Source organism: Geomonas sp. RF6, assembly GCF_021044625.1.
In the GTDB taxonomy this organism is placed as follows: domain Bacteria; phylum Desulfobacterota; class Desulfuromonadia; order Geobacterales; family Geobacteraceae; genus RF6.
The window spans coordinates 265,001-281,903 of record NZ_CP087999.1 but is presented as its reverse complement, the minus strand read 5'-3'; the positions used below and the strand labels follow the sequence as shown (position 1 = coordinate 281,903).

Below are 16,903 nucleotides of genomic sequence, written 5' to 3'. Positions count from 1 at the left end.
AGAAGCCTCCCCTTTTTCATTTCTGCACTACCGACCGTCGTTCTAGAAGCTCTCGAACTCGGAATCTATAGCGACACCGTCCCCCAGATCGAGACTGACGCCGGGGTGCGCGCCCTTTCCGTTGAAGCATGCCGTCTGCGGTTCCCTATGCGCCTTTGCCTGGCGCTGGTGCTTTTCGCCATACCCTCTTTTCCCCCTGGCAGGGGGAGCCGCGGGACGTGCGCGCCTTGCGCTGATGGAGTTGTCCAGCTTGAAGAAGCTTACGGCCGACTGCAGCTGCTCCGCCTGGCTCGCCAACTCCTCTGCGGTGGAGGAGACTTCTTCCGCTGCGGAAGCATTTTGCTGGATTACGACGTCCAGCTGGATCATCGCCTTGTTGATCTGGGAAGCACCGGCATCCTGCTCCCGGCAGGCGGCGGCGATTTCCTGTACCAGATCCGCTGTCTTCTTTATGTCCGGGACCATCCGGTCCAGCATCGTCCCGGCGCGCTCGGCGACTTCAACGCTGGTGACGGAGAGCTCGGAGATCTCGGCGGCCGCGTGCTGGCTCCTCTCAGCGAGTTTCCGCACCTCGCTCGCCACCACGGCGAATCCCTTGCCGTGCTCTCCGGCACGGGCCGCCTCGATCGCTGCATTCAGCGCGAGGAGGTTCGTCTGTCGCGCGATCTCCTCGATGATGGTTATCTTCGTGGCGATCTCCTTCATCGCCTGGACCGTTTGCGCGACCGCCTCGCCCCCCTCATGTGCGTCTGTCGCGGACTTGACGGAGATCTTCTCCGTCTGGATCGCGTTGTCGGCATTCTGGCGGATGTTGGAGGACATCTGCTCCATCGAAGAGGATGCCTCCTCTGCTGCGGCTGCCTGCTCGGTGGCCCCCTGCGACAAGGTGTCCGCGCTGGAGGAGAGCTCCTCGCTCCCGGCGGCGACGTTTTCGGCCGCAGTCGATACGTCCGAGACGATCTCCTTCAGCCTGCGCACCATCGTATTCATCGCCTCCGCCAGCTGCCCGACTTCGTCCTTCCTGCATAGCTCCAGCTGACCGGTGAGGTCACCCTCGGAAATCGCCTCGGAGAACTCCACACCTTTTCGCAGCGGCACGCTGATCGCCTTTGCGAGGTAGAGGGCAAGGGCGAGGGCCAGGAAAACGCCGACGGTGACGAAGATGAAGGTGAGGCGCATCGCCGTCTGCGCTGTGGCGGCGTCACCCTCATTTTTCCGCTTCGCGTCGGAGGTCTTCATGTCCGCCAGTTTCTGGATGTCGTCATCCACATTCTGGACTGCCTGTGCGCTCGTCGGCTGCTTCATGAAGGCGAGGGCTTCCTCCTGCTTCCCCGCGAGGGATAGTTCCGCGACCCTTGTGCAGATGGTGTCGAACCGGTCGAGCGCCGCTTCAGTGGCGGCTATCTGGGTCTTTATCTCTGCGGCTTTCGAGCCCTGCTCCACCTTTTTGAGCCCCTCGGAGACCTTCGCATCCAGTTCCTTCAGATCCGCAACCTGCTTGTTACGCTCCTCCGGTGTCTTCGCGAGAATGATCCCCCTGAGCGCCACCCTCTGGCGCTGGAATTTGGTGGAGACGTCTATGAGGTGGGAAAGGGGCACGGTGTTGAGCTCGTACATCGCGGTGCCCGTTTCCCTCAGCATCTGCAGCCTGGTGATAGAGATGTACCCTATTACGATTGAAAAGAGTGCCACCAGCAAGAAAGCCGTGATGAGCTTTGTGCCCACCTTCAGGTCGTGGAACCATTGCATTTGGATTCTCCTTCTACGGGTGTTTGGGGATGGCACGCTCGACACGCTTCATCTCCCTCTATCGGGGAGTGTTACGCGCACCTTTAGTTCGGGTAAAATTTTAATTGTCTAATGGGGGGGGAAGGGTTTTATACACAAGGTGTCGCTGCCTTAACTGCGCGAAAGGAGAGAAGATGTGAGACTGAAGGTATTTTCCGACCCGCCGGTCCTAATGAAGACGGGTGAGACTCCAGCTGACCGGCTGCGCCGCTGTCTCCACCTTCAGGGGACGGATGGGGAGCGCTATGTCGAGGGGAGAGGGGTCCCGGCTTCGGTAGCCAGCTCCGCCGGGGTGCTCTTCGATCCGGATCTTGCGGGACGGCCGGCTGTCGTTTCCCTTCTTTGCGATTGCGACGGGACGATGCTGGCTCTGCACGGTCGCTATCTCCATGCCAGCTCGAGGCAGGAGAAGATGTGCACGTTCGGGGGAGCCGGAGGAGCCTTCTGCATCGGCGGGTGGCGGCGCGACCGTATCATACTGGTGGAGGGGCTTTTCGATGCGCTGTCGCTGGCGGTGTGCGGCTATCCATCCGTCGCCACCGTAGGGCGATGGGCGCCGTGGCTCCCTGAAGCGTGCGCAGGGCGCGAGGTGTGGATCGCTTTTGATGCCGGGAGGGCGGGAGATGCCAGCGCCTCCTTTTTCCAGACGCGTCTTCACAAGTCGCAGTCGCGCCGCCTGCGCCCGCCGACTCGCTGCCAGGACTGGAACTCCGCCCTGGTAAAGCTGGGGCGCGAGCGGGTCGCACAATGGGTCGGAGGGAAGGGGCGGGGAGGTGAGGGAATGACCGAAGTCTATGTAAGCACCGACGTCGAGGTCGACGGTCCGATTCCGGGGCCGCATTCGATGCTCAGTTTCGGGTGTGCGGCCTACCTGCGGGACCGCACCCTGCTGGGGACCTTCTCTGCCAACCTGGAGCCGCTCCCGGGCGCCAGCGGTCACCCCGCCACCATGGCCTGGTGGGAGGAGCATCCGGAGGCGTGGCTGGCGTGCCACCAGGACAGACGCCCGCCGGGGGAGGTGATGGCGCATTTCGTGCGGTGGCTGGAGAAACTGCCGGGGAAGCCGGTCTTTGTGGGGTACCCGGCTGCCTTCGATTTCATGTTCGTCTACTGGTACCTGATGCGCTTTGTGGGGGAGAGTCCCTTCAGCTTCTCGGCTCTGGACATCAAGACGATGGCGATGGTTCTCCTCAAGAAGGAGTACCGCAAGAGCACAAAAGGAAACTTTCCGAAGCGCTGGGTCCCCGAGTTGCGCCACACCCACCAGGCGCTGGACGACGCTCTCGAGCAGGGTGAGATATTTTGCAACATGATGGCGGAAATCAGAGGGACGGGGTGAGAGAAGCCTCGTCTCCGGCGGGAAGTTGAAACAGTACCGTCTGCCTTAAAATCTGCACGTCTCCCGTGCGGCCGGGTTGAGGCTGGGCCGTCGATTTCCACAGTTCCTGCCGGAAACGCTGCGCTTATTCCGGCCTACATCGACATTGTCCTTCCGTTCCGTTTGGCACTCCCCGACCGTCCCACTTCCCCCTTCACAGTTATTCATTATCTCTTGACGGCGTCTTCCTTTTACGGTACAAACGAAAACAACTTTCATTATCGCCATCGGCGCGGCTCATGACACGTGGACGATGCTGTGCCGGGAACGGTGGCGATGGCGGCTGGAAGCGGGTTTGGCTCCGAATGGTATACTTTTATCTAAACAGATGTCATTCCTGCCGCCTGTTGTCTTGCCGGGCGCTCCGTTAGAGCGCGCGGTTTCATTAGAGGAGGTCGTGGCATGGAAAGCATCGAGTGGAGTAGCGCAACGAAGGTTAACGACTTTGCAGGAACACGTCATCTGCCGCGTGGGCGAGGGTGGCAGGAGTATGCGGAGCGCTTTCCGGAGGATACCGACTGCCTTGCTTCTTTCCTGGCGCTGGAATGCGCGGAGGTCCTGCAACGGGCGAAGCCCGCGAACCTTCTGAACCTTTCCAACCGGCCCCGCTTGTGCGGCAAGAACCTCTACAGGCTGTGGAAAGAGCATGGTGAGACCATGGTGCGCGGGACGGGGCTCTCGGTTCGGGTACTCGCCGACCGGGGCAGCTCGATCCTCCTTCTCCTTTACCGTCACGACGCACTGCATGAGCTCCTGTCGCGCAACAGCGTGAAGGTCATCCTTTCACGCGCAGGGTACAGCGAGACGGGGGAGTTGGAAAGAATCCTGGACGAACTGCAGACGAGGGTGCAGGGGACGACCTTCCCGCACGAGATCGGGGTCTTTCTGGGGTATCCGTTGAAGGACGTGGTGGGGTTCATTGGCTGGCCCGGACTCGCCTTCACCTGCCAGGGACCGTGGAAGATCTTTGGCGACCCGAAAGAGAGCCTGAAGCTTGCGGCGCGGCATCGGCTCTGCCGATGCAAGATTTCACTCCTGCTCGACTCCGGCTGCGATCCCCGCGAATGCCTGAAGGGGGTGTCGTGGCTGCAGCGTGCAGCCCACCATTCTGCCGCGCCGAATTGACACTTTTCCCGTCCCCATCCTGTCCTTTCCCCTGAAGGGGAAGGGACGTAGCAGAAAGATCCGCCGTTAACGAACCAACCCAAAGCCCCGCGTTGTGCGGGGCCTTTCGCTAGATCTGGAACACTCCCACCTTGCTGTGCAGGTTGTTTGCTTCCTCGTTGATGACCCTGACGATATTGTCGAGGTCGCCGGCGAGGGAGGACTGCTCCTCCGCCTTCTGATTCAGGATATTTATTGCCGTCACGATGATTTCCGATGCCTTCTGCTGCCCGGAGGTGTTCTGCGCGATGACGTGGGCGAGTTGGAAGATGTCCTCGATGAGGGCGGCTATGCGCTGCGTCTCGTTGGACTGCGCGACGATCTTTTCGCGTACGGAGTGGGTGTGATTGCGCATGTCCTCGGTGGAGCGAAGAATTATCCCCGTCGATTCCTTCTGCTCCGCGGCGGAGCGATTGATCTGCGCGACCATGAAATTCATCTTCTGGAGTGATTCCGATACCACCCCTATTCCTGTCGTCTGCTCAGCGGCGGAGCGTGCCATCTTCACCGACTGCTCCAGCGACATCTCCGCCTTCGATATGATTTCATTCAGCGCCGCCTCCGCCTCCAGCGTGAGGTGCATCCCCTCGCCGACCACGACCGAGCTCCTCTTCGCCGCGTCTACGGCCGCAAGAGTCTCCTCCTGCACCTGTTTCACCATATGGGTGATCTCTTGGGTGGAATTCGCCGTCTGCAGCGCAAGATCCTTTATCTCTTCGGCGACGACCGCGAATCCCTTGCCGTGAACCCCGGCCTGCGCGGCGAGGATGCTCGCGTTCAGAGCGAGGAGCTTCGTCTTTTCCGCCACGTCCCTTATGATGTTGACGATCCTGTTGATCTCCCGTGACATGGTGCCGAGCCGCCCCATAACCTCCGCGGTCTCGGTTACCTCCCCCTGGATCTTCTCCATGCGCTCCTTCGTCTTGTTCACCGCGGAGAGCCCGTGAAGCGCAGCGTGATCCTTGACGGTCCGCGCCATCTTCGCCTGCTCCTGGGAGGAGGCGTTTATCTCCTTCGCCACGGCGTTTATCTCCAGAGTAGAGGCTGCCACCTCGTCCGCCTTCACGGAGAGCGCTTCCACGTTCGAAGCGACCGCGGTGAAAGAGAAGGCGATCTGGTTGATGGCGGCAAGCGTGCTGTCGGCGGAGCTGTCGAGCTTTTCGGTGAGATCCCTCACCCCATCGAGGGCGGAGGAGATCTCCCGGGACGATGAGGAGGCGATGGAGAGTGTGTGCTGCAACTTTCCGGTATCCTCGGCGATGGCCCGGATCGACGCGTCGAGCTGCTCCGTGGAGGACCGGGTGTACTCGATGGCGGCGGACTGGGCCTGGGCCGCGGTATGGACGCTGTGGGATGAGTCCTGCACCCTGTCCGCTGAGGAGAGGATCCCTCCGGCAGCGGAGGTAACCTCCCGCACCGTCTCCTGCAACTGGTCCATGAATCTGTTGAAGCCCTGCGCCAGATCCCCTATCTCGTCCTGCGAATCGACCTCGATCCTCCTGGTAAGATCACCTTTTCCGTCCGCGATCTCCTTCAGCATCCCTGCGACGGTGTCGAAGGAGCGGGTGACGGACCTGCGCAGCGATATTCCGGCGCTGCAAAGTATTGCTATTACCACCACGATGGCGCCGATCGTTGCGCTTCTGCCGATGAGGCTCAAACGCGCAGCCTCCCGCCGCGCCTCCTCAAAGGAGAGACGGATCGCGCGGTTCATCCCCTCCACCTCAGCGCTGAGCGGTGCGCCGTATTTATAATCCATGACCTCCATGGTCGCTGCGGAAGAGGCGTCCCTGTGATCTCTGTGCAGGATCTCTTCGCTCAGGCGCTTGATGTTGGTGAAGTGCCCGCGGACATCCTCCAGGTCCTTGGACTCCTGCTGCGTCAGGAACGGTTTCCCCTTCAAGTCGTCGATCTTCTTTTCCACCGATGCGCTGAGTACTGAAAAGTCATCGCGGAACTTCGGCTTCCCCGTGATGAGATAGTCATTTGCCGGCATGAGGGAGCGTTCCACCTGGAGGTTTAGCTCCGAAAGCAAAATGAGCTTTTCCGCCTGCGTCTCCAGGTTGGCGATCCTGCCGTTCATCCGTCCCTGCACCCATAGCCCGCACGCTCCGACGGCAACGACGAGGGCTGTGACGACGATCGTCCCTAGGGAGATCTTTTTCCGTATGGAAAGGTACATGATTCCTCTTTAGCGTTGGAAATTGAGTCTTGTGCCGCGCAACCACGCGAAGCGACTCCACTCGTATCGGAAGGGGAGGGGCTTTTCTTTATCTCAAAGTAGCCGCTTTCCCCGCCGGTGACCGGACGAGGGGCGCGTGTGGCCAAAAGAAAAACGCCCCCGGTTCAGTCGGGGGCGTCTTATAGTTACTTCTTCGTGCAGTCTCCGCAGCACCCTGAGCCGGGGCAGTGACCCTTCTTTTTCCAGAGTGAGTGGTACAGAAGGTAGCCGGCTCCTGAAAGGATGACGGCGGCTATGATCATGTCCGAGATTCCCATTTTCAACCTCCCAGCCCGAGGAGTTTCCCCCCCTGGTAGATAACCAGCGCCATCCCCCATGCCAGCACCATCTGGTAGGCAAAAGCGATGCCGTACCATTTCCAGGTGCCGAATTCCTGCACCATCGCTACCGACGCGATGACGCACGGCATGTACAGGAGGACAAAGGTGATGAAGGCGTAAGCCGACAGCGGGTCGAAGTGCTTCTTGAGCTCGTTTCTCAGCGTATAACGCTCTGCGGCCTGCTCGGCGTCTTCCACGGCCGAGAGGGTACTGATCCCGAAGGTGGAGGTGACGTTGGCGACTGCGTCATGACCTGCCTCCACAAGGGACGTCCCTATTTCCTTCAGGTCTTCCGTAAAGGTCGGTACCTCTTTCTTCTCCTCGGCGCCTTTTTGCAGGTAGACCTCGCCCATGGTGCCGACAACGATCTCCTTCGCGATCAGTCCTGCCAGAAGGGACGAGGAGGCTTCCCAGGTGCCGAAGCCGAGGGGCGCGAGGATCGGTGCGCTGACCTGCCCGATCTGGCCCAAGTACGAATCCTTCTTGCTCTGCACCCCCCAGGGGAGATTGAGGAGGAACCACACGATGATGGAGACCGCGAGGATGTAGGTGCCCGCTTTGATCAGGAAGTGCTTTCCCTTCTCCCAGGTGTGGATCATCAGGCTCCGGAAGGAGGGCATCCGGTAGGGGGGGAGTTCCATGATGAACATGGGAGCTTCTCCCTTGAAGAGGGTCCTCTTGAAGATGAAGCCCATGACGATGGCAAGGGCGATCCCCATGACGTACATGGACCAGAGCACGGTGCCGCCGTGCCGGGGGAAGAAGGCGCCGATGAAGACCACGTACACCGGAAGCCTCGCACCGCACGACATGAGCGGGATGAGAAGGCCGGTGAGCGCCTTGTCGCGCGGGTTTTCCAGTGTCCTCGTCGCGTAGATCGCCGGGACGTTGCAGCCGAAGCCGAGGAGCATCGGGATGAACGACTTCCCGTGCAGGCCGATGGAGTGCATCGCCCTGTCCATAACGAAAGCGGCGCGGGCCATGTAGCCGCTCCCCTCCAGGAAGGTGATGAAGAACATCATGGCGAAGATCATCGGGACGAAGCCGAGCACGTTCCCGGTTCCCGCGATGACGCCGTCGTTCAGGAGCGATACGGTCCAGTCGGGAGCGTGGATCAGGCCGGCAAGGGAGGTAGTCCAGCGGGCCAGGGGGCCGGAGATGGTGTCCGCCACAAAGTCGGCGAACGGCTTCGACAGGTCGAAGGTGAGCTTGAACATGAGCCACATGGCGGCAAAAAAGATGGGTATGCCGAGGAAGCGGTCGAGGACCACGCGGTCGATCTTTTCGGTGAGCTCGGCCTTGCGCAGTTCCGGCTTTTGCAGCACCTCGCGGGTGAGCCCGGAGGCGAGGGAGTAGCGGACATCGGCCATGAGAGACTCGATGTCGTCGCCGTGCGCGCTCCTTAGGTGGCGCAGCGCATCGTCCATGACCTCGAGGGAGGGGAGGTTTACCGTCTGCTGCACATGGCTGTCCCCCTCCATGAGCTTCAGTAGGAGCCAGCGGGGCGGGTACTTCTCCAGGAGCGCCGGGTGATTGGCAGCCAGCACATTGCCGAGGAGCTTTGCGGCCTTCTCCACATCCTCACCGTAGTTCAGCACCCGGGGGGTGCGGCGCGCCGGTGCGTCGGCGGTTGCCAGGACGCTCTTCAGGAGTTCGTCCAGGCCGCTTCTTTTGGTGGCGGAGGTGGGGACGACGGTGACACCAAGCGTCTCCTCGATGCCGCGGATGTCGATGCGGTACCCCTTCGACTCCGCCTCGTCGTAGATGTTCAGCGCCATGACCACGGGGATCCCGAGCTCCAGGATCTGCACGGTCAGGTAGAGGTTACGCTCGAGGTTCGTGGCATCGACGACGTTGACGATGAGGTCCGGCCGCTCGTTCACCAGATAGTCCCGAGCGATGATCTCTTCCTGGGTGTACGGCGACAGGGAGTAAGTGCCGGGGAGATCGACGAGACGAATCTTGCGCCCGGCGAACTCGAAGCTCGCCTCCTTCTTCTCCACCGTTACCCCTGCCCAGTTCCCGACCTGGAGGCGGCTCCCGGCGATGGCGTTTATGAGGGTCGACTTGCCGCAGTTCGGATTCCCTGCCACCGCGATCGTTATCTGGCGCTTCTCCACGGCGTGAAGGTTCCCTTTTCTCTCCGGCTGCTCAGCAGCCCCTTCCTCTTTCTTCAGTATGTCAGTGGTCATTTCACCATCTCCACAGCGATCCCTTCAGCCTCTTTCTTCCTGAGCGAGAGGCGGTACCCCTTGATGCTCACCTCGATCGGGTCACCCAGAGGCGCCACCTTGATGACGCTCACCTCTTCCCCCACGAGAACCCCCATATCCATAAGCCTCCGCTTCAGGGGCCCAATCGCTCCGATGGCGGTGATCTTTCCCTTCTCCCCCGGCTTTATCTTTGCGAGATTGCTCACTGTCTTACCTCCTTGACGAAAATCTTCATGGCGAGGCTCCGATCGACGGCGATCCTCGCTTCGTCCACCCGCAGGAGGACCGCACCGCCGCCGCCGTTGTTGAGCATCTCCACCCGCTTGCCGACCCTGAGGCCCATGTCCTCGATCCGGCAGTCGCACTTCTCACGCGATTCGCAGCAACCGGCGGGAGCGGCGCCCGCCTGCACCTTCACTGCGGCAATCTCTCCGGTTTCGCCGGCGCTTAACAATCCCAGGGGCATCATGCGGTCTCTCCTTCTGTGATGATGAATGTCTTTTTCAATACGCTGCCGCGTTTATATCTTGTTCGGCCAGCCCCCCAGGAAAGAGCTTGAGATGGAAGGGCGGCCGTCGCTGAATGGTCCTGTTCCAGGTTCACCCCGGAACAGGATCGTTGTCTGTCGTTGGGAGGGTTACCCCTTGCGGGCTTTAGCTTTCGGCTTGCTCTTGGAGATGTCGAACTGCAGCATCAGGTAGGTGTAGTCGATGTCGTCACCGCTGCCGGTGGCGTTCCGGAAGAAGTTGCCGGTGAAGAAGCGGTCGTAGCCGAGAATGAAGGAAAGAGCATCGCTTACGTTGTAGGTGACGGTGAAGTCGGTCTCCAGGCCGAGGTTCTTGCTGAAACCCTCCTCGACCTTGTTGGCGCGGAAGTAGCGCCCGGTGGCGGAGAAGTTGAGGTCCTTGGTGAGGTCGATACCCCAGCCGAGCGTGTAGATCTGTACCCCGCTGGCGTGGTGGTCGCCGACGTCGATGCCGGAGAGATCGCCGATGACGTTCATGTCGCCGGTGAGGGAGCTGTCGGTATTCTGGTTTACGAACTCGCGCCTGCCGGAGACGCCGTTCGCTGCCTCGCTGCTGCCGGAGCCGTAGGCGAAGCTGCCAAAGAACTTGTTGTTGTAGCCGCCGATGTTCCCCTCGCTGGAGAGGTCGACGTGGCCGCCGTACGCCTCGATGCGGTCGTTGGCTTCCCGTACGCTGTTGAAGGTCTTCCCGGACTGGTATACCGGTTCGACTTCCAGTGCCACGTTCCCTACCCTGGCGGTGCCCCTGAGTCCCCAGGTGGCGCGGTATTCGCCGCCATGGTGATCGTCGGACCCGGAGTCGCGGAAGGCGTAGGCTTCCAGCGTGTTGTTTTCGGAGAAGGCCCAGGTGGCGTAGGCGCCGGCGAGGTTTCCTTCGATGCCGTTGGAAAAGGGGGTGGCGTAGCTTCCTGCGAGGACGTCGACGGTAAGAGGCTCGACCGGCTTCACCCGAAGGAGGACGGAGTCGAAGGAGAGGCCGTCGTAGAACGCTTCCGGACCGAGGATGAAGGCGCTGCCGTACTCGAATTCCTGGCGCCCTCCCTTGAGGGTCACCACATCACTTCCCGGAATCCGCGCCTGCACGAACCCCTGGTATAGGGAGAACTTGTTGTATTCCTGGTGGCTCCCGCCGCGGTAGCCGTACCCCTGCCCTTCGGCGTGGATGTCCAGCCAGTCGGTCGGATGCCAGTAGAGGTACGGTTTCACCCTGTACAGGAAGCGCCCCTCCCCGTGGTCGGGGGTGTAGCTGAAGTCCGGGAGGTGGAAGTTGCGCACACCCTCGCCGCGCAGGAAGCCGTTCACCCCCGCCTTGTACAGAAATTCCGGCGTCTCGGGCTTCGCCAGCATCTTCTCGATCGCCTCGCGGCGGACCTCGTACCCCTCATACTGGGCGAGCTCCCCCTGGAGTGCCTGGTGCAGGGCGGCGAGCTGTTCCAGATCATGCGCCGGGACCGCCTCGGGCCCTTCCTTCTCGCACTTCTCCAGCACCTTGTCCATGAGGGAGAGGAGTTGAGAGGCGAGCTCCTTCTTCTCCAGAACCTCCTTCTGGGGGAGGGAGGCCGGCGCGCCGTATTTGGCGGAAAGCTCCGTCAGTTCTTTGCACGCCCAATGCTCTTTGGACACCTGCGCCGGAATTTCGCTGCTGTCCCCCTGGGCGAAGGCTGCACCGCTGAGAAAAGCGGCGAGGATGAGGGATAACGCCATGGTCCGAAACTTCTGCATCTTTTCAACCCTCCTGGTCCATCAATGCTGTTGCTGAACGACCTTTCGCTGTCCGGTGCGTCCGATGAAATTGAAAATGTTTTTCGCTTGTACGGAAAATGAAAACCATTGTCAAGAAAATTCTTTTCCTGTTCCCTTCGCGGCACATATGGAGCGCCCTGGAGGCGCCATTGTAAGGAGGGGAAGTCGTGTCATTATTCGGCAAAAGTGATTTCATCTTGAGGCTCTTTTGACGAGCCGCGAAGACTCGTGCAACAGGCGGCACGATGCAGTGGCCGGCGCCGGGCCGGATGGTAAAAAGTCTGGACAGGGGGGGGCGGAGCCAGTAGTATCCTTGTCATGAAAAAATCGGCTGCCTACTTCATGATCCTCTTCGTTCTCTCCATTCTCACCTTCGGTACCTGGCAGCTGTTCGCCGGCAACCTGGAGGCCGCCTTCTCGTCCTTCCCCTTTCTCCTGATTGCCTTCGTCTTTCTCAAGGGAATCCGGTAACAGCAACCCCGCAGGTGACAGTTCCGGGGAATTCCTGCCTTTTCTGTCGACGCTCCACCATTGGCTTCAATTCAGCGCACTTGCTTCCGTTGACGTGAGGGACGTTAGTGGCGCCGCGCTGGAGCACAGGCTTCCCAGCCTGTACCGCGGCGCCAGCCGCGCGGTCTGTGGCGGCTGCGCCGCCATCGCAGGCAAGATGCCTACGCTCCAGCGTGCGGGCACCTGGATTCTTTGTAGCGCCTTCCCCGGAATTCCCAGAAGAACCTTCAAAAAAAAGCCCGCTTCCGCGGGCTTTTTCGTTGGCACGATCAAAAGGCCCAGTATGGCCCTGTCCCGAGTGTCGAGCTGCGTCCTTCGTATCCGATAAAGACATCGCGCCCCAGGAAGAAGGGGAGCCCGAAGTCGATCTCGGAGCCGGGACTCGGGCCGCCGATGTCGTTGAAGACGTTGTTCCCCGTGTTGATGAGGGACTGGAAATTGCCGATCTGGAAGCTCAACGGGGCGCTGACCGATCCTGTGGCCGCCCTGTTGGTGACGTTGATGGTGGTGGTGTCAGGCGGGCAATACCACGCGTCGAACGGCGAGGCGCACACCGGCAGCAGGTTGGCGCTGGCGGGGATGAAGATGCCGTTGGAGCCGGTATCGAGGAAGCTGTTGTAGGTCGTGCCGTTCAAGGTGGTGAAGAAGGTCGGGAAGTTCCCCGTGGTGGCCACGGAGAAGGTCGTCACCGTGCCCGGGGTGTTGTTGGGGCGAGTACCTATGCCGAGGAGGACTCTCCCGTTGACAAGGGGGGCGCCGGTCGTCGGCACCGCGGGAAGCTGGATCAGGACCCCGTTGTTGTCCTGCGGGAGCGCAGAAACCGGGTTCTGTACCTGCGCCGCCAGGGGAACGCTGGTTCCGGTGCAGTTGCTGTCGCTGCAGGCGAAGTAGACGCGGTTTGCATTGCTGCTGACGCAGCCGGGCCCGCAGTCCTGCGCGAAGACACCGACGCCGAGGATGCCGTGGAATCCGGCAGCCGCGGGGGAAGCATCGGGTGTGCCGCACACGCTGCCCGGTCCGGTGATCGCCTGGGGGAAGAAGGAGGTGTCGAGCACCTGGATCGGAACCTGCACTGCGGGCTCACCACCCAGAATGACATTGGCAATCTTCACCGGTCCCCAACTGGTCGTTCCGTCAGCAAAGTGGATGCATTCGCCGAGGGTCGCCGGGCCGACTGGGACCTGGGTCAGCGGCACCGTTATGGCGCTGCTGAAGATGCGCAGGCCGTAGCTGCCGGTGTCGAGGAGGATGTCGTTGATCGTCTGGCAGTTCGTGGTGCTCCCCGGCTCGCAAATCGTCACGCTCACCGCGGGCTTGTTGATGTACCCCGAGGAGGTGGCGGGGTCGGCAAGCGCGCCGTTCACGGTGACGGTCAGCTCGTTCGACCCTGTAGGGGGCGGAGGCGGATTGTTGTTGTTATTGTCGCCACCGCCGCCACCGCCGCAGCCTGCCAGAAGCACGACGAGGAAAAGGGCTGTACGCAGTTTATTGGATCTCATCGATGGTCACCCCAGAAGGCAGTAGTGCGGGGACATACGCCCGCCCCTGCAGGGCCCGCATGTGGCCCCATTTTTGAACGACGATCCGGTCCGTGTTTACCTGCATCCGCTTGCGCCCCGGCACCCGCGGGGTCTTCCCCGCCGCGTCCTGGTACTCCGGCGCGAACTTCCCGAGCAGGGTGGTGAGATCGGGGGGCACGAGCCCCTTCCAGGCGACGGCGAAGACGACCCCGGAAGCGTTGACGAACTCACGAACCGTCGTTGAGGGAGAGACGACTTCCTGGACGGTGTAATTCTTCTGGATGGTGGTGGCGCGCTGCACTGCACCGAGCGCCTTCCGGTCCGCTGCGACAGACGTTGCCGGTTCACCGAGGGTGGCCGTCGCCTGCTGGGGGAGCCCCAGCACACTCGCTGCAAGGGCCACTGTGGTAACAAGTGAGGGAAGCCTTCGTGTCATGGTGTCGATCCTTTGCGGAGTGTCGTTAGATAGCCATGGGAGGTTGTGCTTAAATAGTGGCCAGCAGATACCGGGAGTGGAGTTGGTGCCTTCATTATATCCTCTTTATTTTTGGCCGCCACTGTACCGGGAAAGGCCGCCGTGTCACCAGGTCCTGGGGGGGAACCGCGTTTTCCCTGCTGATGCCTTGATTTCGGTGCCGGCTTTGTTATAACTCCTCTGCATTGCAGAAAGATTTTCCTCTCCTGAGTATAATGCAGCATGTCGCCTGTCATAGCCACCCTACCTATGCGTTGAATGAGCGCATTTGTACTGTATCGGCAGCTGGCATCAGACCTTTAAGAGTAAAATATCTGCTTCACCCACTGTTATCTCTCTTTATTGCAGGAGCTGAAATGAAAAGAGTGGACGATCCATCCGGAATGGTACCGAGTGAGCGCGACGCCTGCGCTATTATCTGTTATGTGAATAAATCCGGCCGCCCGAGCCATGGGAACGTGCAGCACACCATAGATGCGCTGATAAAGATGGGGCACCGCGCGGGGGAGATTAATGGCGAGGGCGACGGCTGCGGCATCCTCGTCGATATCCCGCGCCTCATCTGGCGGGAGATCCTCGCCGGTGAAGGATACGCGGCGGAACTTGCCGACTCCTCCGGGTTCGCCCTCGGCCACTTCCTCCTGGAGCGTCCGGCACTTGCCGTGCGTCCCGACCTGCAGGACCTCATCCTGGAGCGGATGGCTCAAGCAGGCTTTTCCGTCCTTGCCCAGCGTCCCGCTCCAGTCCGCAGCGAGGTCCTTGCCAGCGCCGCGAGGAGGAGCGAGCCGCTCTTTTGGCAGGTCGCCCTCCTGTGCGGCGAGCCGGAGCGCGCGGACCAGATGCTCTTTTCCCTGCAACTCGATATCGAAAAGGAGTTCCAGGTCCACGTCGTCTCCCTCTCCACACGGGTTGCCGCCTACAAGGTCCACGGCGCGCCGGAGATTCTGCCGCGCTATTACCCGGAGCTCAAAAGGCGGGAGTTCCAGTCCGCCGTCACCATCGGCCACAGCCGCTACTCCACCAATACCCTTCCGACCGTCCTGCGCGCCCAGCCCTTCTCCCTCCTCGGGCACAACGGCGAGATAAACACCATCGCGCGTGTGCGGGAAGAGGCGCGCATGCTGGGGATCGTGCTCCCTCAAGGGGGGAGCGACTCGCAGGACCTGAACCGCACCCTGGAGGGGCTGATCTGCAGCCGCGAATTCACCCTTTTCGAGGCGATGGAGATGGTCTTCCCGCCGATCTTCAGCGTGATGGACCGGATGCCGGAGGAGCTTTCCTCCATGTACCGCTGGTTTCGCCGCTTCCTCGCTGCCAGCGCCCAGGGGCCCGCCGCCATCATCGCCCGTCACCGCGACGAGTGCGTCTTCAGCGTCGACGCCATGGGGCTGCGCCCGTTGTGGGTCGGTGAGACGGACCGGGAGATATTCGCCTCCTCCGAGCTCGGCGTCGTTCCCCACGAGGAGATAGTGGGGGACCCGAAGCCGCTGGCGCCGGGGGAGAAAGTAGGGGTCCTCCTCAATCCCGCTGGAGAGCCGCGGCTCCTTCAGCATCACGACCTGCGGCGCGAGGTCTTCGAGCGCTTCGCGGGAAGGACGAAGCTGTCGCAGCAGAAGAAGGTGCTGAAGGAGTGGAACTCTCTTTTGGAGGATCCTCCGTCCTCCCCGCCGGCGGCGTGGGGGAAGAGCGCGAAGCTGCAGGAAGAGAATATCCTCTCCGCCTTTGCCTGGAGCCCCAATGATCTCCAGAACCTGCGGGAGATGGCGGCAAGCGGAGAGGATCCGATCGCTTCCCTCGGCTATGACGGTCCTCTGGCGCCACTCTCCCTGTCGCGCCAGAACCTCTCCGACTACTTCAAGGAACAGGTTGCGGTGGTCACGAACCCCGCGGTGGATCGGGAGCGTGAAAACGAGCACTTCTCCACCCGCGTCTACCTCGGCAGTCGCCCCGCCCTGCAGGGGGGGACGCAGCCGGCATTGGAGCTTTCCGTTCCCCTTCTTCTGGGTGGGGCGCGGCTGAAATCGGTCGCGGGGGAGGGGATCGCGACCCCCGGTGTCGTCACCCTAGAGGGGGTTCTCGGCTATTTCGGGAAGCGCAGCGCGACCCTCTCCTGCACCCTCGGGCGCGGGGAGACGGTGACGCAGGCGCTGGAGAGGCTCGCCGCCGAGGCGCTTCTCGCGGTGGGGCGGGGGACCACCCTTCTTCTTCTCGACGATGCCGCCGCGTTTACCAGGAATGCCGATTTCCTCGATCCTTTCCTCGCCGTCGCCGTCCTGCACAAGGAGCTGAAATTTGCCACCACCCCGGACGGCGAGAGTGTGCGCCGCCGCGTCTCTCTCCTGCTGCGCTCCGGAGCGCTCAGGAACCTGCACGACCTTGTCTTCGCCTTCGGGATGGGGGCCGACGCCCTCTGTCCCTATCTGATGTGGGAGCAGGCGGCGGCCGTGGAAAAAGGGGTAACGAAGCTCTCCGGCGTCCTCTCCAAGGGGCTGGAGAAGGTCATGTCCACCATGGGAACGCACGAGATCGGGGGGTACGGCAAATATTTCGCCTCCATCGGGCTTAGCAGCGAGGTCGTGGAATTCTTCGAGACCCCCAATTTCTGCGGCTCGGAAGAAGGCGGACTCACCCTCGAGCGGCTGGAGCTCGACAACCGCTCCAGGACAGTCGTCGCCACGAGTCGCGAAAAGCAGCCGTTGCCGGAGCAGTTCAGGCTCTACCCCCGCATCTGGCGCATGGTCGGGCAGGTGGCGAAGATGGAGGAGAACTACGCCGATCTCTCAAAGCTCGTTCAAAAGCTGGAGGAGGAGCATCCGACCGCCATCCGGCACCTGGTCGACTTCCGCTACCAGGAGGAGCTTTCCGTCGATCCGGAAGAGGTGGACACGACGGTGGGAGGGCACGATCTGCCGATCATCTTTTGCGCCATGAGTTTCGGGTCGCAGGGGGAGACCCCCTTCCGCATCTATGCAGAGGCGGCGAAGAGGCTGAATATCGTCTGCATGAACGGCGAGGGGGGGGAGA

General features: G+C 61.5%; 13 protein-coding genes (1 of these 13 only partly in view). 4 read left to right on the top strand and 9 right to left on the bottom strand.

All coding sequences use genetic code 11. The features are described 5' to 3' along the window. Positions 1–42 precede the first annotated feature (42 nt). Entirely contained in the window at positions 43–1,749 is a 1,707-nt protein-coding gene (locus tag LPW11_RS01220; protein WP_230996301.1) for a methyl-accepting chemotaxis protein, read from the bottom strand. Positions 1,750–1,924: 175 nt separating this feature from the next. Here LPW11_RS01220 and LPW11_RS01215 point away from each other — a divergent pair, with 175 nt between their 5' ends. Both LPW11_RS01215 and LPW11_RS01210 read left to right on the top strand, forming a co-directional pair. Next, positions 1,925–3,127 carry a toprim domain-containing protein gene (locus tag LPW11_RS01215; RefSeq protein ID WP_230996300.1) on the top strand — a complete coding sequence of 401 codons (1,203 nt, stop codon included), beginning with the start codon at positions 1,925–1,927 and terminating at the stop codon, positions 3,125–3,127. A 441-nt stretch (positions 3,128–3,568) separates the two neighbouring features. After that, positions 3,569–4,291, top strand: coding sequence for a DUF3793 family protein (locus LPW11_RS01210; protein WP_230996299.1), 723 nt, complete (start codon positions 3,569–3,571; stop codon positions 4,289–4,291). Between the two features lie 109 nt (positions 4,292–4,400). On the opposite strand, the gene LPW11_RS01205 is transcribed toward LPW11_RS01210, so the two are convergent. The 6 genes from LPW11_RS01205 to LPW11_RS01180 form a co-directional block, all read right to left on the bottom strand. After that, complete coding sequence (locus tag LPW11_RS01205) at positions 4,401–6,512, bottom strand: methyl-accepting chemotaxis protein (protein WP_230996298.1); 2,112 nt, start codon at positions 6,510–6,512, stop codon at positions 4,401–4,403. A gap of 185 nt (positions 6,513–6,697) precedes the next feature. Continuing rightward, positions 6,698–6,829, bottom strand: a complete 132-nt coding sequence (locus LPW11_RS01200) for a FeoB-associated Cys-rich membrane protein (protein WP_230996297.1) — start codon at positions 6,827–6,829, stop codon at positions 6,698–6,700. Positions 6,830–6,831: 2 nt separating this feature from the next. Further along, positions 6,832–9,084 (bottom strand): ferrous iron transport protein B, encoded by a 2,253-nt coding sequence (feoB, locus tag LPW11_RS01195; protein ID WP_230996296.1) that lies wholly within the window; start codon positions 9,082–9,084, stop codon positions 6,832–6,834. After that, on the bottom strand, positions 9,081–9,311 hold the full coding sequence (locus LPW11_RS01190; protein ID WP_230996295.1) for a FeoA family protein: 231 nt from the start codon (positions 9,309–9,311) through the stop codon (positions 9,081–9,083). The genes feoB and LPW11_RS01190 overlap by 4 nt, the downstream gene beginning before the upstream one ends. Beyond that, entirely contained in the window at positions 9,308–9,571 is a 264-nt protein-coding gene (locus LPW11_RS01185; protein WP_230996294.1) for a FeoA family protein, read from the bottom strand. The genes LPW11_RS01190 and LPW11_RS01185 overlap by 4 nt, the downstream gene beginning before the upstream one ends. Before the next feature lie 171 nt (positions 9,572–9,742). Then, positions 9,743–11,353 (bottom strand): alginate export family protein, encoded by a 1,611-nt coding sequence (locus LPW11_RS01180; RefSeq protein ID WP_230996293.1) that lies wholly within the window; start codon positions 11,351–11,353, stop codon positions 9,743–9,745. A gap of 339 nt (positions 11,354–11,692) precedes the next feature. Between LPW11_RS01180 and LPW11_RS01175 the strand changes: the two genes are divergently transcribed. Continuing rightward, the gene (locus LPW11_RS01175; protein ID WP_230996292.1) at positions 11,693–11,845 is read left to right on the top strand and encodes a hypothetical protein; all 153 of its coding nucleotides are present in this window, start codon (positions 11,693–11,695) and stop codon (positions 11,843–11,845) included. 308 nt (positions 11,846–12,153) lie between these two features. Here the strand turns inward: LPW11_RS01175 and LPW11_RS01170 are convergent, their stop codons facing one another. Continuing rightward, entirely contained in the window at positions 12,154–13,383 is a 1,230-nt protein-coding gene (locus LPW11_RS01170) for a DUF3443 family protein (RefSeq protein WP_230996291.1), read from the bottom strand. Continuing rightward, on the bottom strand, positions 13,370–13,840 hold the full coding sequence (locus LPW11_RS01165) for a DUF2844 domain-containing protein (RefSeq protein ID WP_230996290.1): 471 nt from the start codon (positions 13,838–13,840) through the stop codon (positions 13,370–13,372). Before LPW11_RS01165 ends, LPW11_RS01170 begins: the two co-directional genes overlap by 14 nt. A gap of 395 nt (positions 13,841–14,235) precedes the next feature. Here LPW11_RS01165 and LPW11_RS01160 point away from each other — a divergent pair, with 395 nt between their 5' ends. Next, on the top strand, positions 14,236–16,903 hold the 5' portion of the coding sequence (locus LPW11_RS01160) for a glutamate synthase-related protein (protein WP_230996289.1). Its footprint extends 1,850 nt past the window's final position; the window shows 2,668 of its 4,518 coding nt (coding positions 1–2,668); it begins with the start codon at positions 14,236–14,238; its stop codon lies beyond the right edge, outside the window.

Coding starts and splice junctions, on each gene's coding strand:
- LPW11_RS01210 (WP_230996299.1), top strand. CDS start 3,569: ATGGAAAGCATCGAGTGGAGTAGCGCAACGAAGGTTAACGACTTTGCA.
- LPW11_RS01185 (WP_230996294.1), bottom strand. CDS start 9,571: ATGCCCCTGGGATTGTTAAGCGCCGGCGAAACCGGAGAGATTGCCGCA.
- feoB (WP_230996296.1), bottom strand. CDS start 9,084: ATGACCACTGACATACTGAAGAAAGAGGAAGGGGCTGCTGAGCAGCCG.
- LPW11_RS01200 (WP_230996297.1), bottom strand. CDS start 6,829: ATGGGAATCTCGGACATGATCATAGCCGCCGTCATCCTTTCAGGAGCC.
- LPW11_RS01205 (WP_230996298.1), bottom strand. CDS start 6,512: ATGTACCTTTCCATACGGAAAAAGATCTCCCTAGGGACGATCGTCGTC.
- LPW11_RS01170 (WP_230996291.1), bottom strand. CDS start 13,383: ATGAGATCCAATAAACTGCGTACAGCCCTTTTCCTCGTCGTGCTTCTG.
- LPW11_RS01175 (WP_230996292.1), top strand. CDS start 11,693: ATGAAAAAATCGGCTGCCTACTTCATGATCCTCTTCGTTCTCTCCATT.
- LPW11_RS01165 (WP_230996290.1), bottom strand. CDS start 13,840: ATGACACGAAGGCTTCCCTCACTTGTTACCACAGTGGCCCTTGCAGCG.
- LPW11_RS01220 (WP_230996301.1), bottom strand. CDS start 1,749: ATGCAATGGTTCCACGACCTGAAGGTGGGCACAAAGCTCATCACGGCT.
- LPW11_RS01180 (WP_230996293.1), bottom strand. CDS start 11,353: ATGCAGAAGTTTCGGACCATGGCGTTATCCCTCATCCTCGCCGCTTTT.